This is a genomic window from Collimonas sp., assembly GCF_039923675.1.
GTDB lineage: Bacteria > Pseudomonadota > Gammaproteobacteria > Burkholderiales > Burkholderiaceae_D > Collimonas.
Genome location: NZ_JBDTCG010000044.1, coordinates 36,177 through 52,867 on the forward strand (window position 1 = coordinate 36,177; position 16,691 = coordinate 52,867).

General features: G+C 57.8%; 14 protein-coding genes. 10 read left to right on the plus strand and 4 right to left on the minus strand.

The genetic code is table 11. The features are described from left to right. Window positions 1–74: 74 nt before the first annotated feature. Entirely contained in the window at window positions 75–746 is a 672-nt protein-coding gene (rpiA, locus tag ABI171_RS08655) for a ribose-5-phosphate isomerase RpiA (protein WP_348092195.1), read from the plus strand. 100 nt (window positions 747–846) lie between these two features. Here the strand turns inward: rpiA and ABI171_RS08660 are convergent, their stop codons facing one another. Then, window positions 847–1,959: a porin gene (locus ABI171_RS08660; RefSeq protein WP_348092169.1), complete on the minus strand. Its 1,113-nt coding sequence runs from the start codon at window positions 1,957–1,959 to the stop codon at window positions 847–849. 421 nt (window positions 1,960–2,380) lie between these two features. Between ABI171_RS08660 and ABI171_RS08665 the strand changes: the two genes are divergently transcribed. After that, complete coding sequence (locus ABI171_RS08665; RefSeq protein ID WP_348092170.1) at window positions 2,381–3,445, plus strand: NAD(P)-dependent alcohol dehydrogenase; 1,065 nt, start codon at window positions 2,381–2,383, stop codon at window positions 3,443–3,445. A gap of 59 nt (window positions 3,446–3,504) precedes the next feature. Here ABI171_RS08665 and ABI171_RS08670 read toward each other — a convergent pair whose 3' ends face one another. Next, the gene (locus tag ABI171_RS08670) at window positions 3,505–4,608 is read right to left on the minus strand and encodes a YeiH family protein (protein ID WP_348092171.1); all 1,104 of its coding nucleotides are present in this window, start codon (window positions 4,606–4,608) and stop codon (window positions 3,505–3,507) included. Window positions 4,609–4,773: 165 nt separating this feature from the next. On the opposite strand from ABI171_RS08670, the gene ABI171_RS08675 reads away from it, so the two are divergent. Further along, window positions 4,774–5,673: a LysR family transcriptional regulator gene (locus ABI171_RS08675; RefSeq protein WP_348092172.1), complete on the plus strand. Its 900-nt coding sequence runs from the start codon at window positions 4,774–4,776 to the stop codon at window positions 5,671–5,673. 81 nt (window positions 5,674–5,754) lie between these two features. Here the strand turns inward: ABI171_RS08675 and ABI171_RS08680 are convergent, their stop codons facing one another. Then, a complete protein-coding gene (locus ABI171_RS08680) occupies window positions 5,755–5,985 on the minus strand; it encodes a hypothetical protein (protein WP_348092173.1) in 231 nt (76 codons plus the stop codon). Window positions 5,986–6,136: 151 nt separating this feature from the next. On the opposite strand from ABI171_RS08680, the gene chvE reads away from it, so the two are divergent. From chvE to ABI171_RS08715, 7 genes are all read left to right on the plus strand, one after another. Beyond that, window positions 6,137–7,168 (plus strand): multiple monosaccharide ABC transporter substrate-binding protein, encoded by a 1,032-nt coding sequence (gene chvE, locus ABI171_RS08685; RefSeq protein ID WP_348092196.1) that lies wholly within the window; start codon window positions 6,137–6,139, stop codon window positions 7,166–7,168. Between the two features lie 87 nt (window positions 7,169–7,255). After that, window positions 7,256–8,794, plus strand: a complete 1,539-nt coding sequence (gene mmsA, locus ABI171_RS08690; protein ID WP_348092174.1) for a multiple monosaccharide ABC transporter ATP-binding protein — start codon at window positions 7,256–7,258, stop codon at window positions 8,792–8,794. A 1-nt stretch (window position 8,795) separates the two neighbouring features. Then, window positions 8,796–10,013: a multiple monosaccharide ABC transporter permease gene (gene mmsB / locus ABI171_RS08695; RefSeq protein ID WP_348092175.1), complete on the plus strand. Its 1,218-nt coding sequence runs from the start codon at window positions 8,796–8,798 to the stop codon at window positions 10,011–10,013. A 157-nt stretch (window positions 10,014–10,170) separates the two neighbouring features. Next, window positions 10,171–11,916: an IlvD/Edd family dehydratase gene (locus tag ABI171_RS08700; RefSeq protein WP_348092176.1), complete on the plus strand. Its 1,746-nt coding sequence runs from the start codon at window positions 10,171–10,173 to the stop codon at window positions 11,914–11,916. A gap of 124 nt (window positions 11,917–12,040) precedes the next feature. After that, window positions 12,041–13,036, plus strand: coding sequence for an AraD1 family protein (gene araD1, locus ABI171_RS08705; protein WP_348092177.1), 996 nt, complete (start codon window positions 12,041–12,043; stop codon window positions 13,034–13,036). Window positions 13,037–13,064: 28 nt separating this feature from the next. Beyond that, a complete protein-coding gene (locus ABI171_RS08710; RefSeq protein WP_348092178.1) occupies window positions 13,065–14,642 on the plus strand; it encodes an aldehyde dehydrogenase (NADP(+)) in 1,578 nt (525 codons plus the stop codon). 37 nt (window positions 14,643–14,679) lie between these two features. Further along, complete coding sequence (locus tag ABI171_RS08715; RefSeq protein WP_348092179.1) at window positions 14,680–15,471, plus strand: SDR family oxidoreductase; 792 nt, start codon at window positions 14,680–14,682, stop codon at window positions 15,469–15,471. 138 nt (window positions 15,472–15,609) lie between these two features. Here the strand turns inward: ABI171_RS08715 and ABI171_RS08720 are convergent, their stop codons facing one another. Next, window positions 15,610–16,551 carry a LysR family transcriptional regulator gene (locus tag ABI171_RS08720; protein WP_348092180.1) on the minus strand — a complete coding sequence of 314 codons (942 nt, stop codon included), beginning with the start codon at window positions 16,549–16,551 and terminating at the stop codon, window positions 15,610–15,612. Window positions 16,552–16,691 lie beyond the last annotated feature (140 nt).

Sequence of the window (16,691 nt, forward strand, 5' to 3'; positions counted from 1 at the left end):
TTGATTTAGGGATCTGGGTCAGCGATTGGTTAAAATACTGGTTTTATCTCTTTCAAGACATCGCCATGACTGCCATGACTCAGGATCAACTCAAACAAGCTGTTGCCCGCGAAGCAATTAAATACGTGGTCGACGGCCAGATTGTCGGCGTCGGCACCGGTTCTACCGCCAATTTCTTCATCGATGAACTGGCCAAGATCAAGCACCGCATCAAGGGTGCGGTAGCCTCCTCCGAGGCGACTGCGGCCCGCCTGCGCGCGCACGACATCGAAGTCTATGACCTGAACCAGGTCGCGACCATGCCGGTCTATGTCGACGGCGCCGATGAAATCACTGCACAGGGTGCGATGATCAAAGGCGGCGGTGCGGCGTTGACGCGCGAAAAGATCGTGGCTTCCGTGGCCGAGAAATTCATCTGTATCGCCGATGGTTCCAAGCTGGTCAAGGTGTTGGGCAAATTTCCGTTGCCGATCGAAGTGATCCCGATGGCGCAGGCGGTAGTGGCGCGCAAGCTGATCAAGTTCGGCGGTGAACCGCGCTTGCGTTTCAAGGATGGCATTCCACTGATTACCGACAATGGCAACGTGATCATCGACATGGTCGACCTGAAGATCACCGATCCGGTCGAACTGGAGCGGCAAATCAACCAGATCACCGGCGTGGTGACGGTCGGCCTGTTTGCGCAGCAAGGCGCTAATGTCTGTTTGCTGGGCACACCTGACGGCGTCAAGACGCTCACGTTCTAAGCGTGCTCACAGATTCCTGCGGATTTCCGCGGTAGAAAAGAAGAGGGGGAAACCATGTTTCCCCCTTTTTTTATTAGGGCAGGTAACTACCGTTCACTAATCAGAACTTGTGACGCAGGCCGACGCGCAAGACGTTCTGGCTGCTGTCGTCCGCTGGCGCGTTGCTGTAGGCGCCGTTGACCACGCCCGGATTGTTGACGTCGTTGGCGCGTTGGTTGCTGTACATGGCGTACAGGTCGGTGCGCTTCGACAGGTAGTAGTCGATGCCTAGGTTCAGCTGGGTAGTCTTGCCTTTGGTCGAGCCGGTGGTTTTGCGGCTGATGTCGGCGCGGTCATAGATCACGCTGGCCAGAAAATGCAGGTTGCCCGACAAGGAATAATCTACGCCCAGGTCGAAGATGTTGGCTTTGGTGGCGGTGGTGATGTTGACCAGGCCGGTCGCGGCCAACGCAGTTTGCAGCGGACGCTTGCTTTGCGACCATGCGCCGTAGATCTTGGCCGGGCCGGCCTGGTAGCTGGCGCCGAGGGTGAAGGTCTTGAGATCGGTGTCGCCAGCCTTGCCAGGCAGTGCATCGGCAGCCAGTTTGGTCTGGAAGTAGCCGATGCCGATGCCGAACGGGCCATTCGCATAGTTGCCCGCCAGGCCGAAAGCCTGACCTGCCGATGTTTGGCCTGCAACTTCGCCGAAACCGTAGAACAGGCTGCCGGTAAAGCCGCTCAGGTTGGCGCTGTCGTAGCGGATCGAATTATTGGCGCGGACGCCGCCGATGCGGTCCAGGTTATTGAAATGGCCGCCCTTGATGCCGTTGCTGCCGAATGTCTGCACGGAAGTGTATTTGCTACCGATGTCATCCAGGTAATCGGTTTGGCGGCCGATGGTGACCGTACCGAAGCTGCCGGACAGGCCGACCACCGCTTTGCGGTCAAACAAGGTACTGGCAGTTGCGAGCGAGCCGTCGTCTGTATTGAAACCGTTTTCCAGCTGGAAAATGGCTTTCAAGCCGCCGCCCAGATCTTCCGTGCCCTTGAAGCCGATACGGGAAGTCGAGAGGTCGCCGGAGTCGACGCTGAAACGGCTACTGTTCTTCGGGCCGACCTTGCTGGTGTAAGTGAGGCTGGTATCGATCAAGCCATAGATTGTGACATTGGTTTGAGCGTGTGCATTGGCGCCGATCAGGCCGAGGGCGGCTAATGCGAATACGGTCTTTTTCATTTCTTCCCTTTGATATTTTGAGTAATTTATCCTGGCGTCCGGCTTGAGACTGACTGTAATAACTGGTTACTATTGTTACTAATTGTTACTAATTGTTACTAGTTGAACGGATTGGATATTACCTATCAATAAGAAAAATGCACTTATTTTTTTAATTTTTATGGAAAATATTTTCAATTTAAATGACGTTGGTAAATTATGTTGTTTTTTGACAGTCGTTTATGACATTTATGACTGAACATATGATTTATTTGTATTGGCGTATAGTGGAGTTTCGCTGCTGCCATGGATCGTGCCTGTCCGGCGCTCCGTTGCTGCCGGTAAAGCCTTATCAGGTGCGATAAGCTCGCGCATTGAACGCCCTGATAGCGATTTCCAGGTGTTCCAGATCTGCGGTTCCACATATCGAAAAGGAAATGTCATGCTGAAAGCACTAGGATATGCCGCGCATAATGCACACACGCCGTTGGTGCCATACGCCTTTGAGCGTCGTTCGCCGAGCCCCCATGATGTCCAGATCGAGATTTTGTTTTGCGGCGTCTGCCACTCCGATTTGCATACCGCACGCAACGAATGGCACAACACCGTCTATCCGGCAGTACCGGGCCATGAAATTGTCGGCCGGGTGATCCAGGTCGGCGACCAGGTCAAGCAGTTCAAGGCCGGCGACCTGGCTGGCGTCGGCTGCATGGTGGATTCCTGCCAGCATTGTCCGAGCTGTGCCGAAGGGCTGGAGCAATATTGCGAAAACGGTTTCACCGGCACCTACAACGCTGGCGACAAACATAGCGGCGGCGTCACCTTCGGCGGTTACGCCAGCAATATCGTGGTCGACCAGAAATTCGTCCTGCACATCTCGGACAAGCTTGATCCGGCGGCAGCGGCGCCGCTACTCTGCGCCGGCATCACCACCTACTCGCCGCTACGTCACTGGAAAGTCGGCAAGGGCCACAAGGTCGGCATCGTCGGGCTGGGCGGGCTCGGCCACATGGGTGTCAAGATCGCCCACGCGATGGGCGCGCATGTGGTGCTGTTCACCACCTCGCCGAACAAGATTGACGACGCCTTGCGGCTGGGGGCCGACGAAGTGGTGATCTCCAAGGATGATGCGCAGATGGCGCAGCACGTCAACAGTTTCGATTTCATCTTGAACACGGTCGCAGCGCCGCACAGTCTGGATGCTTTTTTGAATCTGCTGAAACGGGATGGCGCGATGACGCTGGTGGGTGCTCCGGCGGAGCCGCATCCGTCGCCGAATGTATTCAACCTGATCATGAAACGCCGCACCCTGGCCGGCTCCCTGATCGGCGGCATCAAGGAAACCCAGGAAATGCTGGATTTCTGTGCCGAGCACGGGATTGTCTCTGATATCGAGATGATCGCAATCCAGGATATCAACCAGGCCTACGAGAGAATGCTGAAGAGCGATGTCAAATATCGCTTTGTGATTGACATGGCGTCGTTGCCTAAAGAATCGGCCGCCTGACGGCAGAGCGGCCCGGCAAGGAAATACCTTGGCGGGCCGCTCCGGTTTCCGGCTGCGGATCAGGCAAACAGGCGCAGCACCGCATTGTTGATCACCGCGCCAGCCACGATCAGCCAGCCGAACAGGCAAGCGGCGAATAGCAGAGGCTTGATGCCGGCGGTGCGTATCGACGAAAAATGGGTGGAGATGCCTAGCGCCGCCATCGCCATGGCCAGCAATACGTTATCCACATCGTTGATATGCGCTACCAGCGTGTGCGGCAGCACGGCCAGCGAGTTGAGCGCCACCACTGCCACAAAACCGAAGGCAAACCAGGGAATCGCCAGGCGGCCCGCGCCTTGTTTTGCCGTGCCACCGGTTTTCTTTGTACCAGCCGATTTCTTCGCCACATAGGCCGACAACAACATCAGGAACGGCGCCAGCATCATCACCCGCACCATCTTGGTAATCACCGCGGTATTCGCGGCGTCGGGGCTGATGGCGCGCGCCGCCGCGACCACTTGGGCCACTTCATGCACGGTCGAGCCGGTATAGATGCCGTAGGCCAGCGGCGAAGCCGCCAGGAAATGCCAGTGCAGATTCAACTGATACAGCAGCGGGTAGAGGAAGATCGCCAGCGAACCGAACACCACCACGGTCGCCACCGCCACCGTGACCTGGGCCGGCTGGGCGCGCAGCACCGGTTCGGTCGCCATCACCGCCGCCGCGCCGCAGATCGAACTGCCGGCGCCGATCAGCATGGCGGTGTTGCGATCCAGTTTGAACAAGCGCGTGCCGAGCAGCAGCGCCATGCCGAAAGTCGAGCACAGCACCAGCGCATCGATCAGGACGCCGCTCAGGCCGACATGGCCGATATCCTGGAAGGTCAGGCGAAAACCGTACAGGATGATGCCTAGCCGCAGCAGGTTTTGCTTGGAGAAATTGACGCCAGGTCCGCAGGCCGGCGCTATCCGCCGATAGCCCAGGTTGCCGACCAGCATGCCGATCATGATCGCCAGCGTCAATGCGCTGAAGCCGTGCGCCTGCAGCCAGTCGATATTGGCGGCGGCGGTGATTGCAACTGCTGCGATCAAGGCGCTTAATATTATGCCGGCCAGATTTGCCAATAGCGGCGAACGGGTTTTTTGTATTTGGGCTGGGCTTGCCAGTGTCGAGGTGCTCACTATGGTTCCAATCAAGATGCGGCGTTGAAGTGCGCTGCCATGGAATCCACTATAACTATCTGGTGTTTAAAAGGAAAACAGATTAATTTTGTATAATCAACCTGTTTTATGGGTAGATTATTGCCGAGCCTCTTGTTCGACGCCCACTACCAAGGCCCAGCCACGATGCGTCTCACCATCCGCCAATTACAGATATTCCTGGCCGTAGCTCAATCCGGCAGCACCACTGCGGCGGCTGATCAGGTTGCGTTATCGCAATCCGCCACCAGCGCCGCGCTGAACGAGCTGGAAAACCTGCTCGATTGCCGCTTGTTCGACCGCGTTGGCAAGCGCCTGATGCTTAACGATAACGGCCGTCTGCTGTTGCCGCAGGCAGCGCAGGTGGTGGATGCCGCCAAGACCATCGAGCAGCAATTCTTGTCGCCGGGCATGGCGCAGGGCGGAGGCTTGCAGATCGGCTCCAGCACCACCATCGGCAGTTACTTGCTGCCGTCGCTGATCGCCTCCTATCGGGAGCTGCATAGCGAGCTGCAAGTGCGGGTGACGATCGCCAATACCGCCGACATTGTCGCCGCTGTAGCTAATTTCGAAGTCGATGTCGGTTTGATCGAAGGGCCTTGTCACGCACCGGACTTGCAGGTTGAACCATGGATGTTGGACGAGTTGCTGATCGTCGGTTCGCCGCAGCATCCGATTGTGAAAGGCATTGCAGGCGACAAGAAGATCGGCGTGGCGCAGTTGCGCGAAGCGGAATGGCTGTTGCGTGAACCCGGTTCCGGTACGCGCGAGGCGGTCGAGCAAGCCTTGTTGCCGCATCTGCATCATTTGCGGCAAAGCTGCGAGTTTGGCAATTCGGAAGCGATCAAACACGCCACTGCTGCCGGGCTTGGACTCAGTTGCCTGTCGCAAGCGGTAGTCGCCGATTTCTTGCAAAGCGGGAAGTTGGTAGCGTTGAAAACCACGCTGCCCAGATTGCACCGGCATTTCTACCTGATCCATAGCAAACACAAAATCCTCTCGCTGCGGCTGATGCAGTTCCTGGCTTTTTGCCGCAATTGGTCCTGAATCGGAGGCCTGCTTGATCAGGTTGCGGGCTCTACCTGACAACTAATATCAAAATGGATATCGATTGTGATTAAAAAGTGATTAGTAAGCCGGGCCAAGTGTTTTTACACTGGCTTCGGTATTTATTCTCTTGTGATTAGCGGCGAAAGGCTCTCCAGGTAGTTTGTCTTTTTTTACATTGATATCTAAATCGATATCGAAATATCTTAAAAATTCATTTGTTTGATATCGGTAATGTTCGTAAGATAGCGAGGAAATCCACCAGGAAAGGTCTATATTTACAGTTTCGGAATTGCTGTTTGGAAAACGCATGCCAGTATTCGCGGATTCCCGCCGTTATCCGGATCACCCAAGCAGTAGCAAGTAGTAGTGGCTTCACCAAGTTCTGACAGAAGATCAAAATAACTAGAGTAACTAAAGGAGACAAGCTGTGAAAATGCTTAAAACGACGATTGTTGGATTGATGATTGGCATGTTTGGCCTGGTAACCCATGCGAGTGCGCAAGAGAAGGGCCTGATCGGCATCTCGATGCCGACCAAGTCTTCCGCGCGCTGGATCGCCGACGGCGACAATATGGTCAAGGTGTTCAAGGAAAAGGGTTACAAGACCGATTTGCAATACGCCGAAGACGACATCCCGAACCAGCTGGCGCAGATTGAAAACATGGTGACCAAGGGCGTGAAAGTCCTGGTGGTCGCCGCCATTGATGGCACCACACTCACCAATGCCCTGCAAAAGGCCGCCGACAAAGGCGTCAAGGTCATCGCCTATGACCGCCTGATCCGCAATTCCAAGAACGTTGACTACTACGCGACTTTCGACAACTTCCAGGTTGGCGTGCTGCAAGCCAGCTATATTGAAAAAGCGCTGGACCTGAAGGGCGGCAAAGGCCCGTTCAATATCGAACTGTTCGGCGGTTCGGCGGACGATAACAACGCCTTCTTTTTCTACAACGGCGCGATGTCGGTATTGCAGCCATACATAGATAAAGGCAAGCTGGTAGTGCGCAGCAAGCAGACCGGCATGGACAAGGTATCCACCTTGCGCTGGGACGGCGCGGTAGCCCAGGCACGCATGGATAACCTGCTCAGCGCCTACTACGGCAATGCCCATGTGGACGCAGTGTTGTCGCCGTATGACGGCATCAGTATCGGCATCTTGTCGTCGCTCAAGGGTGTCGGCTACGGTACGCCTAAGCAGCCAATGCCGATCGTGACCGGCCAGGACGCCGAGATCCCGTCGGTAAAATCGATCATCCGCGGCGAGCAGCGCCAAACCGTCTTCAAGGACACGCGTGAGCTGGCCAAGGTGACGGTCGGCATGGTCGATGCCGTGTTGAGCGGTAAAACGCCAGCCATCAACGATACCAAGACCTACAACAACGGCGTCAAGATCGTGCCTTCCTATCTGTTGAAGCCAGTCAGCGTCGATGTCTCCAACTGGAAGCAAGTGCTGGTCGGCAGCGGTTATTACACAGAAAGCCAGGTTAAATAATGCTCTGGTAGGGTGGGCATGCCGCCCACCCTACAGTCCGGTATTTGTGCAGGTCCTGTTGAATAGTGGTAAGCGAGGTCATAGCAGATGGAAACCATCCTGGAAATGCGCGGGATCGGGAAGACATTCCCGGGAGTCAAAGCATTAGACAATGTCAATCTGGTAGTACGCAGCGGCGAGATCCACGCTGTAGTCGGCGAAAACGGCGCCGGCAAGTCAACCTTGATGAAAGTGCTGAGCGGGGTATATCCGCATGGTTCCTACACCGGCGATATCCACTACCAAGGCCAGACACGACAATTCGAAGGCATCGCCGACAGTGAAGAATGCGGCATCATCATCATCCATCAGGAACTGGCCTTGGTGCCATTGCTGTCGATAACGGAAAACATTTTCCTCGGTAACGAGCAAGCCAGGCACGGCGTCATCGACTGGGCCGGCTCGTATGCAAAGACCAAGGAGCTGCTGGCGAAAGTCGGCCTCAAGGAATCGCCCAACGCACTGATCACCAACCTCGGCGTCGGCAAGCAGCAACTGATCGAGATTGCCAAGGCGCTATCCAAGCAAGTCAAGCTGCTGATCCTCGACGAGCCGACCGCCAGCCTGAATGAAAGCGATAGCGATGCCTTGCTCGAACTGCTGCTGGAACTCAAGGCGCAGGGTATTTCCTCGATCCTGATTTCGCACAAGCTCAACGAGATTTCCAAAGTCGCGGATTCGATCACGATCCTGCGCGACGGCAGCACGGTCGATACGCTGGACTGCCACAAAGAAGTGATCAGCGAAGACCGCATCATCCAGAACATGGTGGGCCGCGAGATGGCCGACCGTTATCCCAAGCGCAGCCCGCAGATCGGCGAAACCATTTTCGAGGTCAAGCAGTGGCGCGTACATCACCCGATCCATCCGGAACGGCAGGTGATCAAGGGTGTTGATTTTCACGTCAAAAAGGGCGAGATCGTCGGCATTGCCGGTCTGATGGGCGCCGGCCGCACCGAACTGGCGATGAGTATTTTCGGCCGCGCCTACGGCCAGCGCATCAGCGGCAAGGTCTTTTTGCGCGGCAAGGAAATCGATGTCGGCACGGTGCAGAAAGCCATCGACAACGGCATCGCCTATGTCACCGAAGACAGAAAAGGCTACGGCCTGATCCTGGACCAGGACATCAAGAAAAATATCACGCTGGCCAATCTCGATGGCGTGGCGGACAAGTCCGTGATCGACGAAGGGCGGGAATATGCGGTCGCTGCGGATTATCGCCGCCAGCTGAAAATCCGCTGTTCCAACGTGTTCCAGAAAGTGCTGAATCTGTCGGGCGGCAACCAGCAGAAAGTGGTGCTCAGCAAATGGCTGTTTTCCAATCCGGACGTGCTGATCCTGGATGAGCCGACGCGCGGTATCGACGTCGGTGCCAAGTACGAGATCTACACGATCATCAGCCAGCTGGCGAGCGAAGGAAAATGCATCATCATGATTTCATCGGAAATGCCGGAGCTGCTCGGCATGTGCGATCGCGTCTATGTCATGAACGAGGGGAATTTCGTTGGCGAAATGAGCGCCGCGGAAGCATCCCAGGAAAAAATCATGCGCGCCATCGTACGGAATGTGAAGAACGGAGACAACTGAAATGAAGAACGAAATCGTAGCGCCCGCGGCAAGTGAAAACCGGGCCCGGCCTTTGCCGGAAAAAAAGGAGTACACCGGTTTCCTGAAAAACAGCATGCGCGAATATGGCATGCTGATTTCGCTGGTCGTGATCATGGGCTTCTTCCAGTACATGACCGACGGTACCTTGATGGAACCGTTGAACCTGACCAACCTGGTGCTGCAAAACAGCTACATCGTCATCATGGCGCTCGGCATGCTGATGGTGATCGTCGCCGGCCACATCGATTTGTCGGTGGGCTCGGTGGTCGGCTTCATCGGTGCGCTGGCGGCGGTGCTGATCGTCAACCTGCATGTGAATTTTGTATTGGCGAGCGTCCTGTGCATCCTGGCCGGTGGCGTGATCGGTGCGGCGCAGGGTTATTGGGTGGCGTTCTTCAAGATTCCGTCGTTTATCGTTACGCTGGCCGGCATGCTGGTGTTCAAGGGATTGACCCTGGCGCTGTTGCAAGGACAGTCGATCGGCCCGTTTCCCGATGATTTCCAGATGCTTAGCTCCGGCTTCATTCCGGATCTGTTCAATGGCGCCAACTTGCGCATCACCTCCTTGCTGGCAGGCGTGGCGGTCGCCGCGATCCTGATTTTCGTCAAGATACGGGCGCGCGCCAAGCAAAACAAGCACGGCATGGAAGATGAACCTTACGTGTTCTTCATCGTCAAAAATGCGATATTTGCCGCCGTCATCATTTTCTTCAGTTATCTGCTGGCGTCTTACAAAGGCATGCCGAACGTCCTGATCATCATGTTCCTGCTGATGGTGGTATACACCTTCATCGCCAACCGTACCACGATCGGACGCCGCATCTACGCGGTCGGCGGTAACGAGAAGGCGGCCAAGCTGTCCGGCATCAAGACTTCCCGCGTGTCGTTCTATACCTTCATCAACATGGGCATGCTGGCGGGATTGGCCGGCCTGATTTTTGCAGCCCGCCTGAATACGGCCACGCCGAAAGCGGGTACCGGTTTTGAGCTGGACGTGATCGCAGCCTGCTTCATCGGCGGCGCCTCGGCCTCGGGTGGCGTCGGCAAGGTCATGGGGGCGGTGATCGGCGCCTTCGTGATGGGCGTGATGAACAACGGCATGTCGATCATGGGCATCGGCATTGACTATCAGCAGGTGATCAAGGGCCTGGTATTGCTGGCCGCGGTATTTGTCGACGTCTACAACAAGAACAAATAAGCCGGACTATTTCAATTAAAAGCATCGTCATTCCCGCGTGCGCGGGAATGACCCGGTCAGCAATGACTGAGTGGAGATTAAAAATTTTAAAAGCAGGCATCCGTTCCGCTGCGGCCGGATGTCGCCTGATTTTCAGAATTTCATGAGGAAGCCAAAGATGACTGTCGATAAAAAACGCCCGCTGCGTTCCGCCGAATGGTTTGGCAGCAATGACAAGAACGGCATGATGTACCGCAGCTGGATGAAGAACCAGGGTATTCCTGATCACGAATTCCAGGGCAAGCCGATCATCGGCATCTGCAATACCTGGTCGGAACTGACCCCGTGCAACGCCCACTTCCGCAAGATCGCCGAACACGTCAAGCGCGGTATCTACGAGGCTGGCGGCTTCCCTGTCGAGTTCCCGGTATTTTCCAACGGCGAATCGAACCTGCGGCCGACCGCCATGCTGACGCGCAACCTGGCCAGCATGGATGTGGAAGAATCGATCCGCGGCAATCCGATGGATGCGGTGGTGCTGCTGGTCGGCTGCGACAAGACCACGCCTGCATTGTTGATGGGCGCGGCCAGCTGCGATGTGCCGGCGATCGTGGTGACCGGCGGCCCGATGCTGAACGGTAAGCATGAAGGCAAGGACCTCGGTTCCGGCACCGCAGTCTGGCAACTGAGCGAAGCGGTCAAAGGCGGCCAGATCAGCATGCATCAATTCCTGGCGGCCGAATCCGGCATGTCGCGTTCGGCCGGCACCTGCAACACCATGGGCACGGCTTCCACCATGGCCTGCATGGCCGAAGCGCTGGGCACTTCCTTGCCGCACAACGCGGCGATTCCGGCAGTCGATGCGCGCCGTTACGTGCTGGCGCACATGTCGGGCATGCGGATTGTCGACATGGTATGGGAAGACTTGAGGCTGTCGAAAATCCTGACCCGCGAAGCATTTGAAAACGCCATCCGCGTCAATGCCGCGATTGGCGGTTCCACCAACGCGGTGATTCATCTGAAAGCCATCGCCGCCCGTATCGGCGTGCCGCTGGAACTGGAAGACTGGACACGCATCGGCCGCGGTACGCCGACCCTGGTCGATCTGCAACCATCCGGCCGCTTCCTGATGGAGGAGTTCTACTACGCCGGCGGCTTGCCGGGCGTCTTGCGTCGCCTGGGGGAAGCCGGCCTGCTGCCGCACAAGGATGCGTTGACTGTCAACGGCAAGTCGCTCTGGGAAAACAACCAGGACGCGCCGATCTACAACGACGAAGTCATCCGCGTTATCGACAAACCGCTGATCGCCGACGGCGGCATCTGCATCTTGCGCGGCAACCTGGCGCCGCGCGGCGCGGTGCTGAAGCCATCGGCCGCCACGCCTGAACTGATGAAGCATCGCGGCAAGGCGGTAGTGTTCGAAGATTTCGATCATTACAAGAAACGTATCAACGATCCAGAGCTGGATGTCGACGCCAGTTCGGTACTGGTGATGAAAAACTGTGGCCCGAAAGGTTATCCCGGCATGGCGGAAGTCGGCAACATGGGTTTGCCGCCGAAGTTGCTGGCGCAAGGTATCAAGGACATGGTGCGGATTTCCGACGCCCGCATGAGCGGCACCGCTTACGGTACAGTGGTGCTGCATGTGGCGCCGGAAGCTGCCGCGGGTGGACCGCTGGGGGTCGTGGAAGATGGCGACTGGATCGAGCTCGATTGCGAAGCCGGGCGTTTACACCTGGATATCAGCGATGCAGAGATGGCGCAGCGCCAGATTGCCAGGACGGCGCTCAATGCGGAAATGGTGACGGCGCACAGCGGTTATCAACGGCTGTACATCGATCGCGTATTGCAAGCCGATGAAGGTTGCGATTTCGATTTCCTGGTGGGTTGCCGTGGTTCGGCCGTACCTAAACATTCGCACTAATGGAACCTCGAATAGCTCTAGGGGCGTCATTCCCGCGGACGCGGGAATGACGGAGCTTTTAGAGACGCCCCTAAGCGTTCACACTAAGCACTCTCACTGAACAGGTTTTAGATTGGAGAAGCACATGTTGTTGGTTCAATTCAAGCAAGCCGACGGCCAGCGCCTGATTGGCGTTCTGGAAGATGAAGGCCGGAAGATCCACGTGGTTGACGGCTATGCCTCAACCTACGATCTGGCGCAAGCGGCAATTGCCGCCGGCAGCACTCTGGAAGCGCTCGTCGGCGCGGGACTGGGTGCCTCCGTGCTGGACTATGCCGAAGTAGCGCTAGCCGGCCAGTTGCTGGCGCCGCTGGACCATAGCGACAGCGCGCATTGCTACGTCACCGGCACCGGCCTCACGCATCTGGGCAGCGCCGACGGCCGCGATGCGATGCATAAGAAAATCAGCGATGTCGATACGCTGACCGACAGCATGAAAATGTTCCGCATGGGACTGGATGGCGGCAAGCCCGCTGTCGGCGAAACCGGGGTCCAGCCTGAATGGTTTTACAAGGGTGACGGCAGCATCGTGCGCGCTGCCGAGCAGCCGCTGACGATGCCGCATTTCGCGCTGGATGGCGGCGAAGAGCCGGAGATTGCAGCGCTGTATGTGATCGGGCCGGATGGCGCGCCATACCGGCTCGGCTTCGCCATCGGCAACGAGTTCTCCGATCATGTCACCGAGCGGCAGAACTATCTGTACCTGGCCCATTCCAAGCTACGGGTATGTGCGGTCGGACCGGCGTTGCTGGTCGGCGCTCTGCCGGGGCATGTGGCCGGCATGTCGCGTATTCGCGATAGCCAAGGCCAGGTGCGTTGGGAAAAGCCGTTCGTCAGCGGTGAGGATAATATGTCGCATACGGTCGCCAACCTGGAATACCATCATTTCAAGTATCCGCTGTTCCGTCGTCCGGGCGATGTGCATATCCATTTTTTCGGCACCGCCACCCTGAGCTGTTCCGACGGCATCCAGGTCGTTCCCGGCGAAACGTTCGAGATCGATGTCGCCGCTTTTGGCCCGCCGTTGCGCAATCGCCTGGCGGTCGAGACTTTACCCGCGCCGCAGATCCATCAGTTGTAAGCTGTCGACAACCATTGTCAGGAAAACCATGAACATTACAGGCGAGTCGCTGATCGGCGCCTCCAGCATCAAAGGCGGCGGCGCTGATTTCTTTGCGCTCGATCCGGCCACCGGCGCCAATCTGCAGCCGGCCTTCCACACCGCCGGCAAGGCGGAAATAAATTGCGCCTGCGACCTGGCGCGGATTGCGTTCGATCCGTATCGCGCCACCGATCCCGAGACGCGCGCGCGTTTCCTGGAAAGCATTGCACACAACATCATCGAACTGGGTGACCAGCTGATCGAACGCGCCATGCAGGAAAGCGGTTTGCCGCGGGCCCGCCTGGAAGGCGAGCGCGGCCGCACGGTTGGCCAGCTTAAATTGTTTGCTGAAGTACTGCGCGAAGGCTCCTGGCTGGATGCCCGTATCGATCCGGCCCTGCCGGACCGCCAGCCTTTGCCGCGCGTCGATTTGCGCCTGCGCATGATTGCGCTGGGACCGGTGGCGGTGTTCGGCGCGAGTAATTTTCCGCTGGCGTTTTCGGTGGCTGGCGGCGATACCGCGTCAGCGCTGGCAGCCGGTTGCCCGGTCGTGGTCAAGGCGCATCCTGCCCATCCCGGCACCTCCGAGCTGGTCGGCAGGGCGATTCAGAAAGCGGTCGCCGCTGCGGGTTTGGCGGAAGGCGTGTTCTCCCTGCTGACCGGCATCGGCAACCAGCTTGGCGTCGAATTGGTGAAACATCCGGCGATCCAGGCGGTCGGGTTTACCGGCTCGCGCCAGGGTGGCCTGGCGCTGATGGCCGCCGCTGCGGCGCGTCCGCAACCGGTTCCGGTGTATGCGGAAATGAGCAGCATCAATCCGGTTTTCCTGTTGCCGCATGCGTTGGCCGAGAAGACCGATGCGCTCGCCACGGGTTTTGTCGATTCCTTGGTGCTCGGCGTCGGCCAGTTCTGCACCAATCCGGGTTTGGTGCTGGCGGTGGAAGGGCCGGACCTGGGACGTTTTCGCGCCGCAGCTGCCCTGCAACTGGCGCAACGCAGCGCCGGCACCATGCTTACCGCCGGCATTCACAATGCCTATGAGCAGGGAGTCGGTCGCCTTGCCGGCAACCCCAGAGCCCGCCAGTTGAGCCACGGCGTCGCCGGTGATGCCGCCGGCAAGGGCGTGCCGGCGTTGTTTGCTACCAGCGCCGAGGATTTCCTGGCCGATCCGACATTGTCGGAAGAAGTATTCGGTCCGACCTCGCTACTGATCGCGTGCAAGGATGTCGCCGAGATGCAGGAAGTGGCCGAGCATCTGGAAGGCCAGCTGACTGCTACCTTGCAGATGACGGATGGCGATCATGACGTCGTGCGCAGCTTGCTGCCGATCCTGGAACGTAAGGTCGGGCGGATCCTGGCCAATGGCTTCCCGACCGGCGTTGAAGTTTCCTATTCGATGGTGCATGGCGGGCCGTTCCCGGCAACTTCCGACAGCCGCAGCACGTCAGTCGGCACCGCTGCGATTGAACGATTTTTGCGGCCCGTTTCCTATCAGAACATTCCACAGGACCTGTTGCCTGCGGCGATCCAGGATGCCAATCCGCTGGCTATCTGGCAGCGGATTAACGGCCAGCTGAAGAAATAATCAAGATACGTTCGCATCACATTGAACAGGAGTTGTCATGTCGGCAGTAAAGAATGTTGGAATTGAACAGTTGGCGAATTTCCCCAGCCTGAAAGGCAAAAGCGTATTCGTCACCGGTGGCGGTAGCGGCATCGGCGAGGCGATTGTCAGCGCCTTTGCCGAGCAGGGCGCTCGCGTGGCTTTTGTCGACATCGAAACGGCGGCGAGCGAAGCCCTGTGCCAGCGTCTGGCCGACGCCGGTCTGGTCAAGCCCTTGTTCCGCCATTGCGACATCCGCGACATTCCTGCATTGCAAGCCACCATGCAAGACTTCGCACAAGAGCTGGGCGATTTCGATGTACTGGTCAACAATGCCGCCAACGACCAGCGCCATCAATGGCAGGACGTCACCGTCGAGTACTGGAACGACCGCATCGCCATCAACCAGCGTCCCATGTTTTTTACCTGCCAGGCAGTCGCTCCCGGCATGCAGAAAAAGGGCGGCGGCTCGATCATCAACCTGAGTTCGATCAGCTGGCATTTGTCCAACGGTGGCTATCCGGTCTACACCACCGCCAAGGCAGCAGTAGTGGGCTTGACCCGCGGCCTGGCGCGCGACCTCGGGCCGCACAATATCCGCGTCAACACAGTCTCCCCCGGCTGGGTGATGACCGAGCGGCAGATTGCCTTATGGCTTGATGCAGCGGGTGAGGAAGACATCAAGCGCAACCAGTGCCTGCCGGGTAAACTGCAACCCTGGCATCTGGCGCGCATGGTGCTGTTCCTGGCGGCGGATGACAGCGCGATGTGTACCGCGCAGGAATTCATCGTTGACGCCGGCTGGGCCTGATCATCCGCGTTTGCCGTTGTTGTTCGACATCTGATAGCAGGGAAGTTCTCGCCGACGCTGTGCGCAGGCCCGCATCATGGCTGCCTGTGCGGGCGATAAGCCAGCGTGCGGCAAGTACGACGGACTTCATTCTGTGCGCTAATAAATTTGCGCCGCCACGTCACGGATCGTCTGTTGCAAAATCTTCGCGCCCGGCGACAGAATCTGCAGGCGGCGGGTGATGATGCCGAAGCCGTCCATCTTGCATGGCAGTTCGATCGGCAGTATCGCCAGCACATTCACCTGCACATAAAAGCGCGCCACCTCGGCCGGCATCACATGCAGGAAATCGGTCTGCTGCAGCAGGCTGCTGATCACCAGGATGGCGGTGGTGTCGACCACGTTGGCGGGCGGCGCCAGGCCATCCTTGTGGAACATCATGTCGACCCGGTGGCGCAGGATGCTGCCCTTGGGCGGCAGGATCCAGCCGCTATCGGCGATATCCTTCAACTGCAGGTTCGAGACATGGCGCAGCGGGTGGTCGACCCGCGCTACCGCGCATACCGGCTCATCGGATAACTCTTCATATTCCAGGTTGCGGTTGTCATCCTGGTCCATGATGCGCGCCACCAGGAAATCCAGCGAGCCGCGCTGCAAGCGTTCCAGCAGGATGTTGCTGCTCTCGACCTCGACGCCGATCCGCAGCATCGGCGCTTGCTGCTTGAGCCGCGCAATCGCCGGCGGCAACAGCACCATCCCGGGCGACAGGATCGCGCCGACATTGACCTGGCCTGACAGGCCCGACTTTAGTGCGGTGATGTCTTCATGGGCATGCGACAAACTGGTCAGCGCCATGCGTGAATGGCGGATCATGGCCTCGCCATAGATGGTCGGCCGCATGCCGCGCGGCAGCCGCTCGAACAGCTGCACATCCAGCATGTCTTCCAGATCCTTGAGCTGCTTGGAGGCGGCCGGCTGCGTCATGTTGAGCGCTTCCGCCGCGCGATGGATATTGCGTTCTTCATCCAAGGCAATCAGCAACAGCAGCTGACGGGTTTTCAGGCGTGCACGCAGAAACCAGTTGGTGTCGTTTGTGGACATGGTCGTCTCTTTAGTTGGTTTTTATATGCCGCCCGATCGGTGTTGCCTTGGTGCAGCTCTTAAAATGATACCAAACATAGTATCGATGTGGCGTAAAAATTCATTGGATGGATATCAATCGAATCCTTACTATGAGTCCA